Here is a 16,380-nt window from a genome sequence, read left to right as displayed (position 1 = left end):
GACCCCGGAAGACACGGTGTTCCTCCACTACATCCAGCACTGCCAGCCGGACAGCCCGTACTTCGACCTCCCCTCCGAGGACCAGGCGGCGGCCGACTACCCCGCCGCCCGCGACCCGCTACCCGACGGCTGGACCCGCGAACTCAACCCCCACTGGTCCTTCCACGCCCCCCGGGACAGCCGGCTCCCCACCCAGGGCTGGAAGATCCACGTCTCGACGGTCCCCGACCGTGCCGAACCGGTCCTGGCGACCGCCCGCGCCTTCTGCGAAGCCCGGCGGATCCCGTACAAGTTCATCCGCAGCGCCCGCATCCTCACCAACCGCAACAGCAAGTACGGCGACCGCAGCAGCAGCGGGAAGTTCATCACCGTCTACCCGCGCGACGAACAGCAGTTCACCACCGTCCTCACCGAACTGGGCGAACTGCTCGACGGCGAGCCCGGCCCCTACATCCTCAGCGACCTGCGCTGGCGCAACGGCCCCCTGTACGTCCGCTACGGCGGCTTCGTCCTGCGGACCACCACCGACGCCCGCGGCCGCCGGATCCCCTGCATCGAGGACCCGGACGGCCGCCTGGTGCCCGACCGGCGCGGCCCCGGCTTCCACCCGCCCGCCTGGGTGACCCTGCCACCCTGCCTCGACGAGGCCGTCGCCGCCCGCACCGCCGGCACCGGCCGCGGCCTGCCCTTCACGGTCCGCAAAGCCCTGCACTTCTCCAACGGCGGCGGAGTCTACGAAGCCACGGAACTCGCGACCGGCCGCACCGTCCTCGTCAAGGAAGCCCGCCCGCTCGCCGGCCTGGACGCCCAGGGAACCGACGCGGTCACCCGCCTCGAGCAGGAACGCCGGGCCCTGAAGACGCTCGCCGGGATCCAGGCCATCCCCGAACTCATCGACTACCGCAGAGGCCACGAGCACTACTACCTCACCCGCGAACTCGTCGACGGCACCGCACTCAACCTCGGCGGCGGCACGGCCAACCCCTGGACGGACGGCACGCTCGACGACCGCAATGCCCGCCGGTACACCGCCTGGGCACTCGGCATCCTCGACCAGACCGAGCAGACGATCGACGCCATGCACGACCGCGGCATCGTCTTCGGCGACCTCCACCCCGGAAACATCCTCGTCCGGCCCGACGGCACCATCGCCTTCATCGACCTGGAGACCGCCACCCCGATCACCGCCGCAGCACCCCAGGTGATCGGCGTTCCCGGCTTCCGCGCCCCCCACCACTACCGCGGCGCCGCGCTCGACCGCTATGCCCTGGGCTGCCTGCGAATGGCCCTCTTCGCCCCGATGACCGCCCTGCTCGACCACGCACCGCACAGACCGGACCGGCTCCTCTCCCTCATCGCGGCCCGCTTCCCGGTCCCCGACGACTTCGAGCAGCAGGTACGCCGCGACCTCGACGCCGGACAGCAGACCGGCCCGACCCCGACCCGGCCCGCACCCGCCGAGCCGCCGGCCCCCTCCGCGGCGGCCTGGCCCACGTTGCGGGACGCCATCACCGGCGGCATCCTCGGCAGCGCCACTCCCGACCGCACCGACCGGCTCTACCCCGGCGACATCGAACAGTTCACCACCTCGGGCGGGGGAGCGGCCTTCGCCCACGGCGCCGCCGGGGTGCTCTGGACCCTGGCCGAAGCCGGAACCGACATCCCCGACGCCCACATCCGTTGGCTCGACGACGCCGCACACACCATGGCCACGGCCGCGGTCACTCCGGGACCGCGCCTCGGCTTCTACGACGGCCTCGCGGGCATCGCCTTCACCCTCCACCGGCTCGGCCGCACCGACCACGCCCACGACCTCCTCGAACACGTCGCCACCTCCAGGCTCGACCACCTCGACCACACCCTGGCCGCCGGACGCGCCGGCATCGGACTGACCCTTCTGCACTTCGCCCGCACCACCGGCGACCGGGAACTCCTCACCCGCGCCCGCGAACTCGGCGACCAACTCGCCACCGGCATCACCGGCATCACCGACAGCACCGGCCCGGCCCGGCCCGGACTGCTGCACGGACACTCGGGCACGGCACTCCTCCTGCTGCGCCTCGCCGAGGACACCGGCGACCGCTCCCTGATGCCCGCCGCCGCCGACGCCCTCCACCACGACCTGACCGAGCTCGGCCTCACCGGCCCCGGCGAGCGCTCCGCGCCACCGCGCAGCATGCCGTACCTGGGCATCGGCAGCGCCGGCCCGGCCATGATCGCCGACCGACTCCTGCCACACCTGCCCGACCCCGACCCCCGCCTCACCTCCGCCCTCGAACGCGGCCGCACCGCCCTGACCACCGAATTCCACCCCCGGGCCGGCCTGTTCACCGGCCGGGCCGGCCTCGTCCTGGCACTGCGGCAACTGAACCGCGGCACGCCGGACGACACCCACGCCCTGCGCCGCCACCTCGCGGCCTTCAACTGGCACGCCGTCCACACCGGGCGCCACACCGAGTTCCTGGGCGCGCACTTCCTACGCCGCTCCAACGACCTCGGCACCGGCTCCGCCGGAGTGCTCCTCGCCCTCGACGCCGCGCTGGGCACCGGCGGCACCACCCTGCCGTTCCTGGAGAGCCACCACTGAACCGCGCCCGCGGGCGGCCGCGGATCCGTCGAGCCCCACGTCGAGCTCGCCTCCGGCGACCGCTTCCGCCCCATCGATCGGACCAGCCTCATGGTCGAAGGCGCCGACGCCGACCGAAACCCCGGCAGCGCCCGCTGAACCCCACCAGCTCGTCCGGCGCCCCAAAACCGACTGGGTACTCGGGCTCGCCGTCAACCGGAGCGCCAGCCGCCTCGACGACCGCAGGTCCGGGTTCAGCTGACGGCGATTCCGCTGATGGCTGATGGGGGTGGACCAACCGGCAGTTCGGTGCGGACAGTGGTCGGCATGCGACTTCTCATGCTCGGTGGGTCCGGCTTCGTCGGACGCGCCATCGTCAACGAGGCACTGTCCCGCGACTGGGACGTGACCCTTCTGCATCGTGGCATCCGCCGGCCGCCGGCCGGAGCCACCGTCCTTCAGGGCGACCGCACCGCCGCCGACGGGCTGGCCGCCCTCGGCGACGGCGAGTGGGACCTGGTGGTGGACACCTGGTCCGCCCGGCCCTCGGCCATACGCGATGCGGCCGACGCGCTCGCGAAGCGTGCCGGCCGGTACGTGTACGTCTCCAGCCTGTCCGTGTACGCCGACCCGGTCGATCACAGTGCCGCCGAGAACGGCGTCCTGCTGGACGGCTCACCCGACGACGGCGACGTCCCCTATCCGCAGGCCAAGCGCGGTGGGGAGCTCGCCGTCACCGGCGCGTTCGGCGCGGCGCGGTCGCTGCTGCTGCGCGCCGGCCTGATCCTCGGCCCGGGGGAGGACGTCGGCCGGCTGACCTGGTGGCTGGATCGGATCGCCCGCGGCGGCCCCGTCCTCGCCCCCGGCCCGCGCGACCTGCCACTCCAGTTCGTCGACACGCGTGACCTCGCGCGCTGGGCCCTGGACGTCGCCGCGCGCGGGCTGTCCGGCCCGTACAACCTGGTGAGCCGGCCGGGTCACGCCACCATGGCCGAGCTCCTGCAGGCGTGCGTGGCCGCCACCGGATCGGATGCGGAGCTGCGCTGGACCGACCCCGAGCGGATCGCTGCCGCCGGGATCGAGCCGTGGACGGAGCTGCCGCTCTGGGTCCCGCCGGGCGAACTGCACGAGTTCGTCTACGGCGCCGACACGTCCAGGGCGTTCGCGGACGGGCTGCGCTGCCGGCCTGTCGCCGAGACCGTCGCCGACACGTGGGAGTGGCTGAAGGGGCTGGGCGGAGTCTCCCCGCAGCGTCCCGACCGCCCGGTGCCGGGGCTGACCTCCGAGGCCGAGGCCGCCGCGCTGCGCGGCTGACGGGCGGTCACTGAACGGTCCCGTCAGGGCCGCCACCTCGCCGCTGACGAACGGGACGGACTTCTCGGTGATGCGGAGGGACGACCGACCCGTCGATCCCTGCCCCGACCGACGCGTGGGCGACGGCGATTCCCGGTACGGGCCCGGTACGCGCCCGGTTCGCGCGGATCGCCGTGCTGCGACGCCCGCTGCCGCAGCCAGGCACCTGTCTTCCCCCTCACGCGACCGGGTCGGCGGGGGCGGGCCGGTCGGCCGAGGGGGCGGTGCGGCCGGTGCCCCATCGGACCGCGGCCGCACCTGCGTAGTCGCCCGCATGGGCGAAGCCGCCCAGCACCACCAGGTCGCCGTCCTTGACCCGTCCCGAACGGACGGCGTGGTCGAGGGTGATGGGGATCGCCGCGCCGAACAGGTTTCCGCAGCGGTCGAAGGTGTCGGGGTGTCGGTGCGGCGGCAGCCGCAGCGCCTCCCGCCAGTTGCGCAGGAAGGTGCGGTTGGGCTGGTTGGTGACCAGCACATCGATCTCGCCGGTGTCGACCCCGAGCCGTCGGCACAGGTCGGTGACCACCTCCGGCACCAGGCGGTTGCCGCGTTCGAGGACCCTGGCGGTGGAGGCCTCGGTAAAGCCGATCCGCAGCTGGGACTCGCCCGGCTCCCAGTACTTGCGGCCGTCATCGAGCACGGCCGTCATGTCGCCGCCGTGCTCGACGATATGGCGGGTGACCACCTCGAGTACCGGAGAGCTCCCCGACGTGGTCACGTACCCCACCCCGCAGCCGTCCCCGGGGATCGCGGCCTGGGCCAGTCGGCGCACGTCGGGCTGGGTGAACAACTGGCCGGCTGCGCTCTGCGCGTTGCAGATCAGCGCGGTCCCGGCGTCGGTGGTGGTGAGGATCTGCCGGGCCAGTTCGAGCATGTGGACGAACGAGGCGCAGCCGGCGTTGGCCACGTCGACCAGCCACCGCGGCTTCAGCCCCAGCCGGCGGGCCACCTCGGTGCCGGCCCCGACGAACGGCGTGTCCGGTAGCTGACTGTGCATCAGCAGAACGTCCACGGAACGGATCTCGTCCGCTCCGTGCCGCTCGATCAGGGGCGCGACCGCGCGCTCGACCATGTCCACGTTGCTCTCGTCCGTGGCCACGTGGTGCCGCATCGGGGGGATCCTGAACATGGGACTGTCGCGCAGCCCGTCCTCCGCGCCGGGGTGGTCCGTGTAGAACTCGGCGGGGACCGGCTGCCCGGGCAGGTAGCCGGCGACGTCGACGAGGCTGACCGTGGTCACCGCGCCACCGCCGTGGTGGGGGAGGAGCCGACCGGCAGGCCGTTCCGGTGACGGTGTTCCAGGATCGCCTTGAGGTTGCCCATCTCCAGCGTGTGGCCGGCGTAGAACAGGTCCCAGTAGTCGCCCACCCACGGGCGGCCCGCCCGCGGGGCCAGTCCCGGGTGGGGGTTCGCGTCGTAGTACGGGTGCCTGCAGTTGGTCCAGGTGATCACGGAGCCGGGCCTGCCGAGCACCGACCGGGCCGGCAGGACGCGCATCAGGTACACCATCCAGAGCTCGTCCCCCTGGTCCCAGGAGCAGTGGAAGTCCACCGTCATGGCCTCGGCGTTGGTCTCCACCCTGCAGAAGATCTTGGTCTGCTCCTCCAGGCGGTCGTCACCGACCCAGAGCCCGGGAGTCCCGGAGGGCGCGAAGTTCCGCAGGCTGAACGTCCACTCCTCCAGGTGGTGCCCCTGCCTCAGGTACTCGTAGGTCTGCGCCGGCGGGCAGTCGACGTACTCCTGGATCGTGCAGTACGTCCCGTAGACCTCACCGTGCGGGTAGAGGGGCCGGGTCAGCTCCGCGCAGCGGGCCGTCAGCTGCTCCAGGCCGGTGTTCTCGATCCTGGTCAGGCCGGGAATGCCGGCCAACACGGACTGGTCCGCGGTCATGGGCGGTCTCCTCGTTCTCGGCCGGTTGCCGGCCGGTGGTGTTCAGGAAGGGAAGGAAGGGCGGTACCTCGGCGGGGTCGAGGTCGATCGTGACGAAGGCCGGGCCGGTGCCCGCGTTGCCCCGCAGCAGGGCGCGGCGCAGCTGTGCGCCGTCCTCGGCCCGGGTCACGTCCAGGCCGGGGAACATGCCGGCCACGCCCGCGGCGATGTCCGCCGGGCGGAACAGGTTGGCGGGGTTCGCGGCGCCGAGGAACAGGTGCTCCCGCGTGGCGCACATGGCGTGGGCGTTGTTGTTGAGGATGACGAATGTGACCGGCGCGGCGTGCTCGACCGCGGTGTGGACCTCCATGCCGTGCATGAAGAACGCGCCGTCACCGGCGATCACGTACGTGCGCTGCCCGGTGGCCAGCGCCGCGCCGATGCCGGCGCCGAAGGTGTAGCCCATGCCGCCCATGCCGACGGCCACCACGAAGCGTCCCTGGCGCGGGGCCGGAAGCAGGTGGATCGCGCTGGCCCCGGCGTTTCCGGCGTCCACGAAGACGTGGGCGTCCGGTGGCAGCGCGGCCTCGACCGCGGCCACCGCCGCGGCATAGCCGGCGGGCCGGGTACGCGGTGTCGGCAGGGGGGAGGGCCCGGCATGGTCGGGGGGCGGGTGCGGACCGGGAGCGAGGCGGGCGGCCAGCACGCGCAGGGTGTCCCGCAGATCGCCGCGGAGGGGGATCCCGGGCACGAACGGCGGCTCGGGATCGATGCAGACCACCGGCGTCCCGGCCAGTTCCCGCTCCAGGCCGCCGCGTGCCAGCGCCGGCAGCCGGGTGCCCACCAGCAGACAGGCGTCGGCCTTCCGCAGGCACCGCGCCACGTTCTCGTGACCCATCACCCCGGCCACCCCGGCGAACCGGGGTTCGCGGTTGTCGAACACGTCCTTGGCGTCCGGGGTGACGGCCACCCACGCACCGAGCCGCCGCGCCACGTCGGCCAGCTCCGGGCGTGCGTCGGCCGAGGCCACGCCCTCACCGGCGATGACCAGGACGTGTTGCGCTGCGCGAAGGAGGTCCACCACGCTGTCCGGGACGTGGGGTTGTGTCCGGACCGCAGGCGCGGTCCGCAGCGGCTCCCGGAGCTCGACCGGAGCCCGCTGCACGTCCTTGGGAAGCAGCAGCACGGCCGGGCCCTTGGGATCGGCCCGGGCCGCCGCGACCGCCCGGGCCAGCAGCTCCGGGATCGAAGCTGCGTCACCGACCCGGGCGCAGAACCGCGTCACGGGGGTGAACAGGGCCCGGGCGTCGAAAGAACCCGCCTTGCCGCTGGAGTCCTGGAACGCCCCGAACCCCTCCTGCCCGGTGGGAGGCTGTCCGACCAACGCCAGCATCGGCACCCGCGAGGCGTACGCCTCGGCCAGCCCCGGCACCAGATTCACCGCTCCGCCGCCCGACGTCACAGCGACGACGCCGAGCCGCCCGGTGACCCGGGCCTGCCCGTCCGCCATGGTGGCGGCAGAGAACTCGTGCTTGGCCACGACGGTGCGGATCACGTCGCCGGTGGCGTGCAGGGCGTCGAAGAGGTCCTCGATGTTCGCGCCGCCGACACCGAACACGTGCCTGACGCCGGACCTGGCCAACTCCCTCGCCAGGTAGTCGACGAGCCGGACCTCGGCACTCATGCGGTGCTCCTGTCGGACGGGTCGGGACGGACGACGAGGCCGGCCGGCGAGACGGTCTGGAACCGTTGGCGGTACTCGTTCGGGGTCAGCTCCAGGGCCCGGCCGAAGGAGCGGAAGAACGTCTCGGGAGCCGGGAACCCGCAGCGCCGGGCGATCTGGCTGACCGGCAGATCGGTGCTCTCCAGCAGCTTGCGGGCCCGGGCGAGGCGCATCTGTTCGATGTACTGGGCCGGGGGTGTGCCCACCTCGCGCCGGAACACCCGGGCGAAGTTCCGCAGGCTCATGTTGGCGCGCTCGGCGATCTCGGGTACGGGGAGCGGTAGTTCGAGGTGCGCGAGGATCCACTCCTGCGCCGCGCGGATCGGGGCGCGATCGGCGAGTTGCGCGTCCAGAACCGCGCTGAACTGCGACTGCCCGCCGCTGCGCTTGAAGAACAGGACCAGGAACCGCGCCACCTCCAGCGCGAACGCCGCACCGTGGTCGGCCTCCACCAGGGACAGGGCCATGTCTATCCCGGTGGACACCCCGGCCGAGGTGACGAAACGGCCGTCCCACACGAAGATGGGCTCGCGGTCCACCGTCACGTCCGGATACCGCTGGGCCATCTCCTCGCAGTACGCCCAGTGCGTGGTGGCGCGCCGCCCCTTGAGCAGGCCCGCCTCGGCGAGCAGGAACGCCCCGCCGCACACGGAGGCGACCCGGCGCGACCGGGCCGCCGCCCGATGGATCCACCCGAGCAGCTCCCGGTCCGCCAAGGCCTCCCTGAGGCTCCATCCGCCCGGGACGAGGAGGGTGTCGATCGGGCCGCGCCCCGCGTCGAGCGGCTCTGCCGCGATCACCATGCCCGAGCAGGTCCGCACGAGCGGTGCGTCGGCGGAGACGAACTCGGTCCGGTAACGGACACCTGTCTCGGGGAGCCTGCGGTTCGCGGTGTCGAACACCTCGACCGGACCGGCTATGTCCAGTGCCTGTGCACCGGAGTAGACCACCACCACAACACGTCGCTGATGCACAGTCACAGCCTGTATCCGGCGCAGGGCGGCGGCAATGACGGCCTACTGACGAATTCGGCCACGGGCCGTGGCCGGGGAGCCCCGGACCGGTACTGACCAGCCCTGTCGGCGGAGAGTGAGGAGCTGTGTGAAATGAGTCATACCGAGAGCGTCCAGGGTGGCCGGGACCGTCGGGCCCGACCGCGCCGAGGGCCGGCGGGGCCCGTACCCGTCCGGTTCGGGCGGTGCGTGGACCCACGCCGGCCGGGTCGGCTCAGGCCGGGAGCGGGGGATGGCGGTACTCCTCAATCGCGTCGAGGAGCCAGTCCGTCAGGTACTGCGCGAAGGACCCCCGCACGAGCAGCCGGTAGGCCGGCTCGGCGTCGACCTGGTGGAGGATCACGTTGACCTTGCCGAGCAGCGTCTGCGCGCAGCGTCCCGGCCCGAAGACGCGGGGGTGCAGGTCGAGCGCGCAGCCCTTCTCCAGGACGTGGCGGGCGGCGGGGCCGGCCAGTTCGAGCGTGGTGCGGTTCGCGCCGACGTCCACGACCGAGCCGGGCTCGTCCGCGAGCGCCGCCCGCAGCAGCCCGGCGGTGGTGGGCGCGGAACCGTCCGGGCCCAGCACGAGCCACTCCTGCGGGCCGAGCCAGAGGACCTGGAGGTCGTCCGGCCCGCCGGCGGTGACGGTGTTCGGAGCGGTCGGCAGTGGCGTGCCGAGTGCCGTGGCGATCCGCTGTGCGGCCGGCCCGTGCGGGTGGAGCTGGAGGTCGAGCTGCGCGAGGAAGGGCACCTCGCGCAGGCGGACGCCCCGTTCTCCGCCGGTCGAGTGTGCCGCGAGCACGTCGGCGAGGTGGCCGAGCGGGCTGCGCCGCAGGGTGTCAGCCGTCACGGCGGGTTCCCTTCGGGTCGTAGAGGACGGCGTCGGTGATGGTCGCGGCGATCACGCCGCCGGGCAGCGGTGCGTAGACCGTCTCGCCCAGCCGGTTCCGCCCGCCCGTGACGAGTGCCAGCGCGAAGGTGCGGCCGAGTGCCGCGCTGCGGTAGCTGGAGGTGACGTGCCCCAGCGCCTTCGCGGGCGGCGACACCTCGGCGTCCGCCACCAGCTGCGCGCCCTCGGGCAGCAGCACGGCGGGGTCCACGGGCAGCAGGCCGACCAGCTGCCTGCGGTCGCCGCGTGCGGTGTCGGCGCGGCGGAAGGAACGCCTGCCGATGAACTGCTTGCGCTGGGAGACGATCCACTCCATGCCGAGGTCCTGCGGGGTGACCGTGCCGTCGGTGTCCTGGCCGATGATGGGGTAGCCCTTCTCGGCGCGCAGCACGTGCATGGTCTCGGTGCCGTACGGGGTGATGTCCAGCGGCTCGCCGGCCCGGATGACGGACTCCCAGGTGGCGAGGCCGTACCAGCTCGCGACGTTGATCTCGAAGGCCAGCTCGCCGGAGAAGGAGATCCGGCAGATCCGGGCCTCCACACCGCTCGCGAGGCGGGTCCGGCGGGCCGTCATGAAGGGGAAGGCGTCGTTGGACACGTCCAGGTCCGGGGCCAGGGCCGCGACGACCCCGCGGGACCGGGGGCCGACGACCGCGACGGTGGCCCACTGCTCGGTCACCGAGGTGAGCCGCACCCGCAGCTCGGGCCATTCGGTCTGCAGCCACTCCTCCAGCCAGTCCAGGACGGCGGCGGCGTTGCCGGTCGTGGTCGTCGTGATGAAGTGGTCGTCCGCCAGGCGCAAGGTCACCCCGTCGTCGAGGACCATGCCGTCGGCCCGGCACATCACCCCGTACCGGGCGGAGCCGACGGCCAGCTTGGCGAAGGCGTTGGTGTAGACGCGGTTCAGGAACTCGCCCGCGTCGGGGCCGATCACGTCGATCTTGCCGAGGGTGCCGGCGTCCATGACGGCGACGCCTTCGCGGGCCGCGCGGCACTCGCGCTCCACGGCCGCCGCCATGGACTCCCCGGGCCGGGGGTAGTACCGGGGGCGCTTCCACTGGCCGACGTTCTCGAAGACCGCGCCGTGGTCGACGTGCCAGGGCTGGACGGAGGTGGTGCGCACCGGGTCGAAGAGGGCGCCGCGTTCACGCCCGGCGAGCAGGGCGAAGGAGGTGGGGACGTACGGGCCGCGGTAGGTGGTCGTGCCGACGTCGCCCGGCGAGCGGGCGCCGAGCAGCCGGGCGATGACGCCGGTGGCGCTCACCCCGGAGGCCTTGCCCTGGTCGTGCGCGGTGCCGATGGTGGTGTAGCGCTTGATGTGCTCGACGGAGCGCATGCCGGCCCGGATCGCGCGCTGTACGTCCGCGACCGTCGCGTCACGCTGGAGGTCGACGTAGTGGTCGTGCCAGTCGGCGGGGCCGCCCGTCTCGCCGGGCACGATCCACACCGGCCGCGGCCGGGCCGGCGGGCGGTCGCCGGAGCAGGGCGGCGGCGGGGCCGCGGCGGCGGGGAAGCCCGCCAGTGCGGCCGCCGCGGCTCCGGCGGCGAACCCGTCGCCGAGGCACCCGGCGAGGTCGAGGACGCCGCGGGCGGCTCCGGCGCTGACGACGTCCTGCGCGGCCTGCGCGGGGACGAACGCGGCCTGCTCGTCCTCGTAGCGGGTGGTGCCCTGGGACTGGCTCCACAGGTGGACGGCCGGGCTCCAGCCGCCCGAGACGGCGAGCAGGTCGCAGGCCACCTCGCGGACCGGGCCGCTGATCGCGTCCTCGGCGTCGAGCGCGGCGATGCGGACCGCCGCGATCCTCGCCCCGCCGTCGCCCGGGGGGACCGCCGTCCCACACCGGGTCCCGACCACGGCCGATCCGGTGACGACCTCGATCCCGGCGCCGCGCGCGCGGTCGACCAGGTCGGCGGGCGGCTTCGGCCGGGTGTCGACCAGTGCCGCCACCTGTGCACCGGCCGCGACCAGGTCGAGCGCGGTGGCGTAGGCGTGGTCGTTGGTGGTGAGGACCACGGCCCGGCGGCCGGGGAGGACGGCGTACCGGTTCACGTACGCGCGGACGGCGGCGGCGGACATGACGCCCGGCAGGTCGTTGCCGGCGAAGACCATCGGCCGCTCGTGGGCGCCGGTGGCCAGGACCACCCGGCGGGCCCGGATGTGCCACAGGCGTCGGCGGGAGATGCCGGGGACGGGGTGCGGGCCGAGGTGATCGGTGCGGTGCTCGGCGACGAGCAGGTAGTTGTGGTCGTGGTAGCCGATCGCCGTGGACCGGGTGAGGATCCGCGTGTCGGTCTGCGCGGCGAGCTCGGTGCGGGCGTCCGCGACCCAGTCGAGTGCCGGGCGGCCGTCGATCGACTCCCGCCCCGCGAGCAGGGATCCACCGGGTTCCGGCTGGTCGTCGACCAGGACGACGCGGGCGCCGGAACGCCCGGCCGTGAGGGCCGCGCCGAGTCCGGCCGGGCCGGCGCCGACGACCAGGACGTCGGTGTGGATGTGCATCTTGTCGTGGACGGTCTCGTCGGGGGTCGGGTCGAGGCGTCCGAGGCCGCAGAGGCCGGTCGCCGCGAGGCCCTCGTACAGCTCGACGGTGGTTGCGAGTCGCATCGGCTCCGAGCAGGGCCCGTCGACCTGGACCAGGGCGTTGGGCTCCTCCACGCCTGCGGTGGCGATGCCGCGCGGCCGCCTGCCGTAGAGGCTGGGGGCGACGTCCAGGACGCCGTTGGCGAGCAGGGCGGAGGCGAGCGTGTCGCCGCGCAGGCCGGTGTACTCCACGCCGTCGAAGGTGAAGCGCAGGGGGGCGGAGCGGTCGACGCGTCCGCCGTACGGGAGGCGGTGGGATCGCGTCATGCGGTCACCGGCTTCGTCCCGTCGGCCGCCGTCGGGTGACTGCCCTGCACGGCCAGGAACCGGTGGGTGACGGTGTGCCGGACGACGCTGAACCAGCGCCGGCAGCCGGCGGCGTGCGACCAGCGTTCCGCGAAAGGGCCCTTGGGGTTGTCGCGGACGAACAGGTACTCGGCCCACTCGCCGTCGGACAGGGCCTCGGGGTCGGCGGGGTGGGCGACGTGGGCCTGGCCGCCGTAGTGGAATTCGAGCTCGTCCCGTTCGCCGCACCAGGGACAGGCGATCAGCAGCATGTGTGGTCCTCCGGTCAGTGCGCCACGGCGGCGGCGCCGTGCTCGTCGATGAGGGCGCCGGTGGTGAACCGCTCCAGCGCGAAGGGTGCGTTCAGCGGGTGCGGCTCGCCGGTGGCGATGGTGTGCGCGTACACCCAGCCGGAGGCGGGGGTCGCCTTGAAACCGCCGGTGCCCCAGCCGCAGTTGAGGTAGAGGTTCTCGACCGGCGTCGGGCCGATGATCGGCGAGGCGTCGGGGGTGACGTCGACGATGCCGCCCCAGGTGCGCAGCACGTGCGCCCGGCCGAAGATCGGGAACAGTTCGAGCGCCGCGGCCATCTGGTGTTCGATCTGGTGGAAGGAGCCGCGCTGGCCGTAGCCGTTGTAGGAGTCCACGCCCGCACCCATGACCAGCTCGCCCTTGTGGGCCTGGCTCACGTACACGTGCACGTGGTTGGACATCACCACGGTGGGGTGCACGGGTTCCAGCAGTTCGGAGACGAGCGCCTGCAGGGGGTGGCTCTGTACGGGGAGTCGCAGTCCGGCCAGGTCGGCGAGGACGCTGCTGTGCCCGGCGGCGGCCAGTGCGACCCTGCCCGCGCCGATCGGTCCCCGGCTGGTCCGTACGCCGACCACGCGGTCGCCGTCGCGAAGGAATCCGGTGACCTCGCAGCCCTGGATCAGGTCGACGCCGTACTCGTCCGCCTTGCGGGCCAGTGCCCAGGCGACGTGGTCGTGCTTGGCGATGCCGGCCCGGGGCTGCAGCGTCGCGCCCAGCACGGGGTAGCGCACCTCGGGGGAGGTGTTGACGATCGGACAGAACTCGCGCACCTGGTCGGTGTCCAGCCACTCGGCGTCGACCCCGCCGAGCCGGTTGGCGTTGACCCGGCGGGTGCCCTCGCGGACGTCCTGGAGGGTGTGGGCGAGGTTGAGCACGCCGCGCTGGCTGAACAGGAAGTCGTACTCCAGCTCCTGCGGCAACACCTCCCAGAGCTTCAGGGAGTGCTCGTACAGCGCCGCGCTCTCCTCGCAGAGGTAGTTGGACCGGATGATGGTGGTGTTCCGGGCCATGTTGCCGCCGGCGAGCCAACCGCGTTCCAGTACCGCGACGTTGGTGATCCCGTGGTTGCGGGCGAGGTAGTAGGCGGTGGCCAGGCCGTGGCCGCCGGCCCCGACGATGACCACGTCGTAGGAGCGCCTGGGGTCGGGGGTGCGCCACAGCCAGTCGGGGTGCTCGGGCAGCCGGTGGGACATCGCGGGACTCCTGGGGAGAGACGACGCTGTTTCAGACTACGCACACTGTTGCGTGTCGCACAACAGATTGACAAGGGGGTCGCTGGGGGCCTTGACGATCCTCCGGCAGGTCCCGAAACTGTTGCGCACTATGAACGCAGTTTCACCTAGCGAAACTCGCCGTTCGGAAGCCGCGGCGGGCGCCGCGCGTCACCGTGCCCCCGCAGACCTGCAGCAACCTCGCCAGACTCGCGCAAACGGCGTCACCGCCCCGAGAGCAACGGCAGGACACCATGACCTTGCAGCAGTACGACTTCATCATCGTCGGCGGAGGTTCGGCCGGCTGTGCGCTCGCGGCCCGGCTCAGCGCCGACCCGTCCAACCGGGTGCTGGTACTGGAGGCGGGCCGGCCGGACTACCCCTGGGACGTCTTCATCCACATGCCGGCCGCGCTGACCTTCCCGATCGGCAGCCGGTTCTACGACTGGAAGTACGAGTCCGAGCCGGAACCCTTCATGAACGGGCGGCGGATCTACCACGCCCGGGGCAAGGTCCTCGGCGGCTCCAGCAGCATCAACGGCATGATCTTCCAGCGCGGCAACCCGCTCGACTACGAGCGCTGGGGCGCCGACCCCGGGATGAAGGACTGGGACTACGCCCACTGCCTCCCGTACTTCAAGCGCACGGAGAACTGCCTCGCGGACCGCGAGGTCCGCGGCCCGGCCGCCGGCGGCGGGGGGTTCCGCGGCCACGAGGGCCCCCTCGTGCTGGAGCGCGGGCCGGTCGCCAACCCCTTGTTCGCCGCCTTCTTCGAAGCCGTCCAGCAGGCCGGCTACCCGCTCACCGACGACGTCAACGGCTACCGCCAGGAGGGCTTCGCCGCCTTCGACCGCAACGTGCGCCGCGGGCGCCGGCTCAGCGCCGCCCGCGCCTACCTGCACCCGGTGCTCAACCGCCCCAACCTCGAACTGCGGACCCGGGCCCACGTCGGCCGGGTCCTGCTCGACGGCAGGCGCGCGGTCGGCGTCGAGTACAGCCGGCGCGGCACCCTGCACCGGGCGAGCGGCGGCAAGGTGATCCTCTCCGGTGGCGCCGTCAACTCCCCGCAACTGCTGCAGCTCTCCGGCATCGGCAACGCGGCGGAACTGGACGCGCTCGGCATCGAGGCCGTCCAGCACCTGCCCGGCGTCGGCGAGAACCTCCAGGACCACCTGGAGGTGTACGTCCAGCACGCGTGCAGGCGTCCGGTGTCGGTGCAGCCGGCGATGAAGATGTGGCGGCGGCCCTTCATCGGCGCGCAGTGGCTCTTCCTGCGCAGCGGCCCGGGCGCGACCAACCACTTCGAGGGCGGCGGCTTCGTCCGAAGCAACGAGGACGTCGACTACCCCAACCTCATGTTCCACTTCCTGCCGATCGCGGTGCGCTACGACGGCTCCGCGCCGGCCGGCGGGCACGGGTACCAGGTGCACATCGGCCCGATGTACTCCGACGCCCGCGGCTCGGTGAAGATCAGGTCGAGGGACCCGCGCGAGCACCCGGCCCTCAGGTTCAACTACCTCTCCACGGCGCAGGACCGCCGGGAGTGGGTCGAGGCGATCCGGGTCACCCGCAGGATCCTCGGGCAGCCCGCCTTCGCCGAGTTCAGCGACGGGGAGATCTCGCCCGGACCGCAGGTCGAGACCGACGAACAGATCCTGCAGTGGGTCGCCGAGGACGGGGAGACCGCCCTGCACCCCTCCTGCACCGCCAGGATGGGCACCGACGAGATGTCGGTGCTCGACCCGGCCACCCTGGGGGTCCACGGCGTGGAGGGGCTGCACGTGGTCGACGCGTCCGCGATGCCGTACGTGACCAACGGCAACATCTACGCCCCCGTCATGATGCTCGCCGAGAAGGCCGCCGACCTCCTCCTCGGCAACACCCCCCTCGAACCGGACCACACCGAGTTCTACCGCCACCGCAGGGCCACCTGATCCGCACCGGGCCGCGCGGCCCGACGGGCCTCCGGACCGACCGGTCCGGAGGCCGGCCGGGCGGCGTCGACAGGTCGCGGGTCTACCGCCCGGGGTAGAGCGGGTACTTCTCGGCCAGCGCGGTCACGCGGGCCTTCAGCGCGGTGGCCTTGGTCTCGTCGAAGGCGGGCAGCAGCGCCTCGGCGATGATGTCGGCGACCTCGCGGAAGTCCGCGGCTTGGAAGCCGCGGGTGGCCAGCGCCGGGGTGCCGATCCGCAGGCCGGAGGTGACCATCGGCGGGCGCGGGTCGTTGGGGACGGCGTTGCGGTTGACCGTGATGCCGACCTCGTGCAGCCGGTCCTCGGCGTCCTGGCCGTTGAGCTGGGAGTTGCGCAGGTCGACCAGGACCAGGTGGACGTCGGTGCCGCCGGAGAGCACGGAGACGCCGGCCTCGGTCGCGTCGGCCTGCAGCAGGCGCTCGGCGAGGATCTTGGCGCCTTCCAGGGTGCGCTGCTGGCGCTCCTTGAACTCCTCCGAGGCGGCGACCTTGAAGGCCACGGCCTTGCCGGCGATCACGTGCTCGAGCGGGCTGCCCTGCTGGCCGGGGAAGACCGCGGAGTTGATCTTCTTGGCGTACTCGGCCTTGGAGAGGATCACGCCACCGCGCGGGCCGCCCAGGGTCTTGT

11 protein-coding genes and 1 pseudogene are annotated in these 16,380 nt (G+C 73.0%); 3 read left to right on the top strand and 9 right to left on the bottom strand.

All coding sequences use genetic code 11. The features are described from left to right. Positions 1-16 precede the first annotated feature (16 nt). Entirely contained in the window at positions 17-2,587 is a 2,571-nt protein-coding gene (lanKC, locus tag AB0D08_RS20335; protein ID WP_359890381.1) for a class III lanthionine synthetase LanKC, read from the top strand. Positions 2,588-2,893: 306 nt separating this feature from the next. Next, positions 2,894-3,880 (top strand): NAD-dependent epimerase/dehydratase family protein, encoded by a 987-nt coding sequence (locus tag AB0D08_RS20330; protein ID WP_359890380.1) that lies wholly within the window; start codon positions 2,894-2,896, stop codon positions 3,878-3,880. 217 nt (positions 3,881-4,097) lie between these two features. Here AB0D08_RS20330 and AB0D08_RS20325 read toward each other — a convergent pair whose 3' ends face one another. From AB0D08_RS20325 to AB0D08_RS20290, 8 genes are all read right to left on the bottom strand, one after another. Next, positions 4,098-5,159, bottom strand: a complete 1,062-nt coding sequence (locus AB0D08_RS20325) for a ketoacyl-ACP synthase III family protein (RefSeq protein WP_359890378.1) — start codon at positions 5,157-5,159, stop codon at positions 4,098-4,100. Beyond that, a complete protein-coding gene (locus tag AB0D08_RS20320; protein ID WP_359890439.1) occupies positions 5,156-5,791 on the bottom strand; it encodes an SRPBCC family protein in 636 nt (211 codons plus the stop codon). The genes AB0D08_RS20325 and AB0D08_RS20320 overlap by 4 nt, the downstream gene beginning before the upstream one ends. Beyond that, positions 5,688-7,472: a thiamine pyrophosphate-binding protein gene (locus tag AB0D08_RS20315; RefSeq protein WP_359890376.1), complete on the bottom strand. Its 1,785-nt coding sequence runs from the start codon at positions 7,470-7,472 to the stop codon at positions 5,688-5,690. The genes AB0D08_RS20320 and AB0D08_RS20315 overlap by 104 nt, the downstream gene beginning before the upstream one ends. Then, positions 7,469-8,485: a GlxA family transcriptional regulator gene (locus AB0D08_RS20310; RefSeq protein ID WP_233289262.1), complete on the bottom strand. Its 1,017-nt coding sequence runs from the start codon at positions 8,483-8,485 to the stop codon at positions 7,469-7,471. Before AB0D08_RS20310 ends, AB0D08_RS20315 begins: the two co-directional genes overlap by 4 nt. A gap of 253 nt (positions 8,486-8,738) precedes the next feature. Continuing rightward, on the bottom strand, positions 8,739-9,353 hold the full coding sequence (locus AB0D08_RS20305; protein WP_359890374.1) for a sarcosine oxidase subunit gamma family protein: 615 nt from the start codon (positions 9,351-9,353) through the stop codon (positions 8,739-8,741). Next, on the bottom strand, positions 9,343-12,240 hold the full coding sequence (locus AB0D08_RS20300; RefSeq protein ID WP_359890372.1) for a sarcosine oxidase subunit alpha family protein: 2,898 nt from the start codon (positions 12,238-12,240) through the stop codon (positions 9,343-9,345). Before AB0D08_RS20300 ends, AB0D08_RS20305 begins: the two co-directional genes overlap by 11 nt. Next, the gene (locus AB0D08_RS20295; protein ID WP_359890370.1) at positions 12,237-12,530 is read right to left on the bottom strand and encodes a sarcosine oxidase subunit delta; all 294 of its coding nucleotides are present in this window, start codon (positions 12,528-12,530) and stop codon (positions 12,237-12,239) included. Before AB0D08_RS20295 ends, AB0D08_RS20300 begins: the two co-directional genes overlap by 4 nt. A 14-nt stretch (positions 12,531-12,544) precedes the next feature. Next, positions 12,545-13,762, bottom strand: coding sequence for a sarcosine oxidase subunit beta family protein (locus tag AB0D08_RS20290; protein ID WP_033823510.1), 1,218 nt, complete (start codon positions 13,760-13,762; stop codon positions 12,545-12,547). Positions 13,763-14,034: 272 nt separating this feature from the next. Between AB0D08_RS20290 and betA the strand changes: the two genes are divergently transcribed. Further along, positions 14,035-15,714 carry a choline dehydrogenase gene (gene betA / locus AB0D08_RS20285; RefSeq protein ID WP_359890368.1) on the top strand — a complete coding sequence of 560 codons (1,680 nt, stop codon included), beginning with the start codon at positions 14,035-14,037 and terminating at the stop codon, positions 15,712-15,714. Positions 15,715-15,796: 82 nt separating this feature from the next. On the opposite strand, the pseudogene AB0D08_RS20280 reads toward betA, so the two are convergent. Next, positions 15,797-16,380, bottom strand: a pseudogene (locus tag AB0D08_RS20280) (serine hydroxymethyltransferase); the annotation flags it as partial.

This window comes from Kitasatospora sp. NPDC048540 (assembly GCF_040651175.1).
In the GTDB taxonomy this organism is placed as follows: domain Bacteria; phylum Actinomycetota; class Actinomycetes; order Streptomycetales; family Streptomycetaceae; genus Kitasatospora.
The sequence above is the reverse complement of the archived record's forward strand: the minus strand, read 5'-3'. Positions and strand labels throughout refer to the sequence as shown.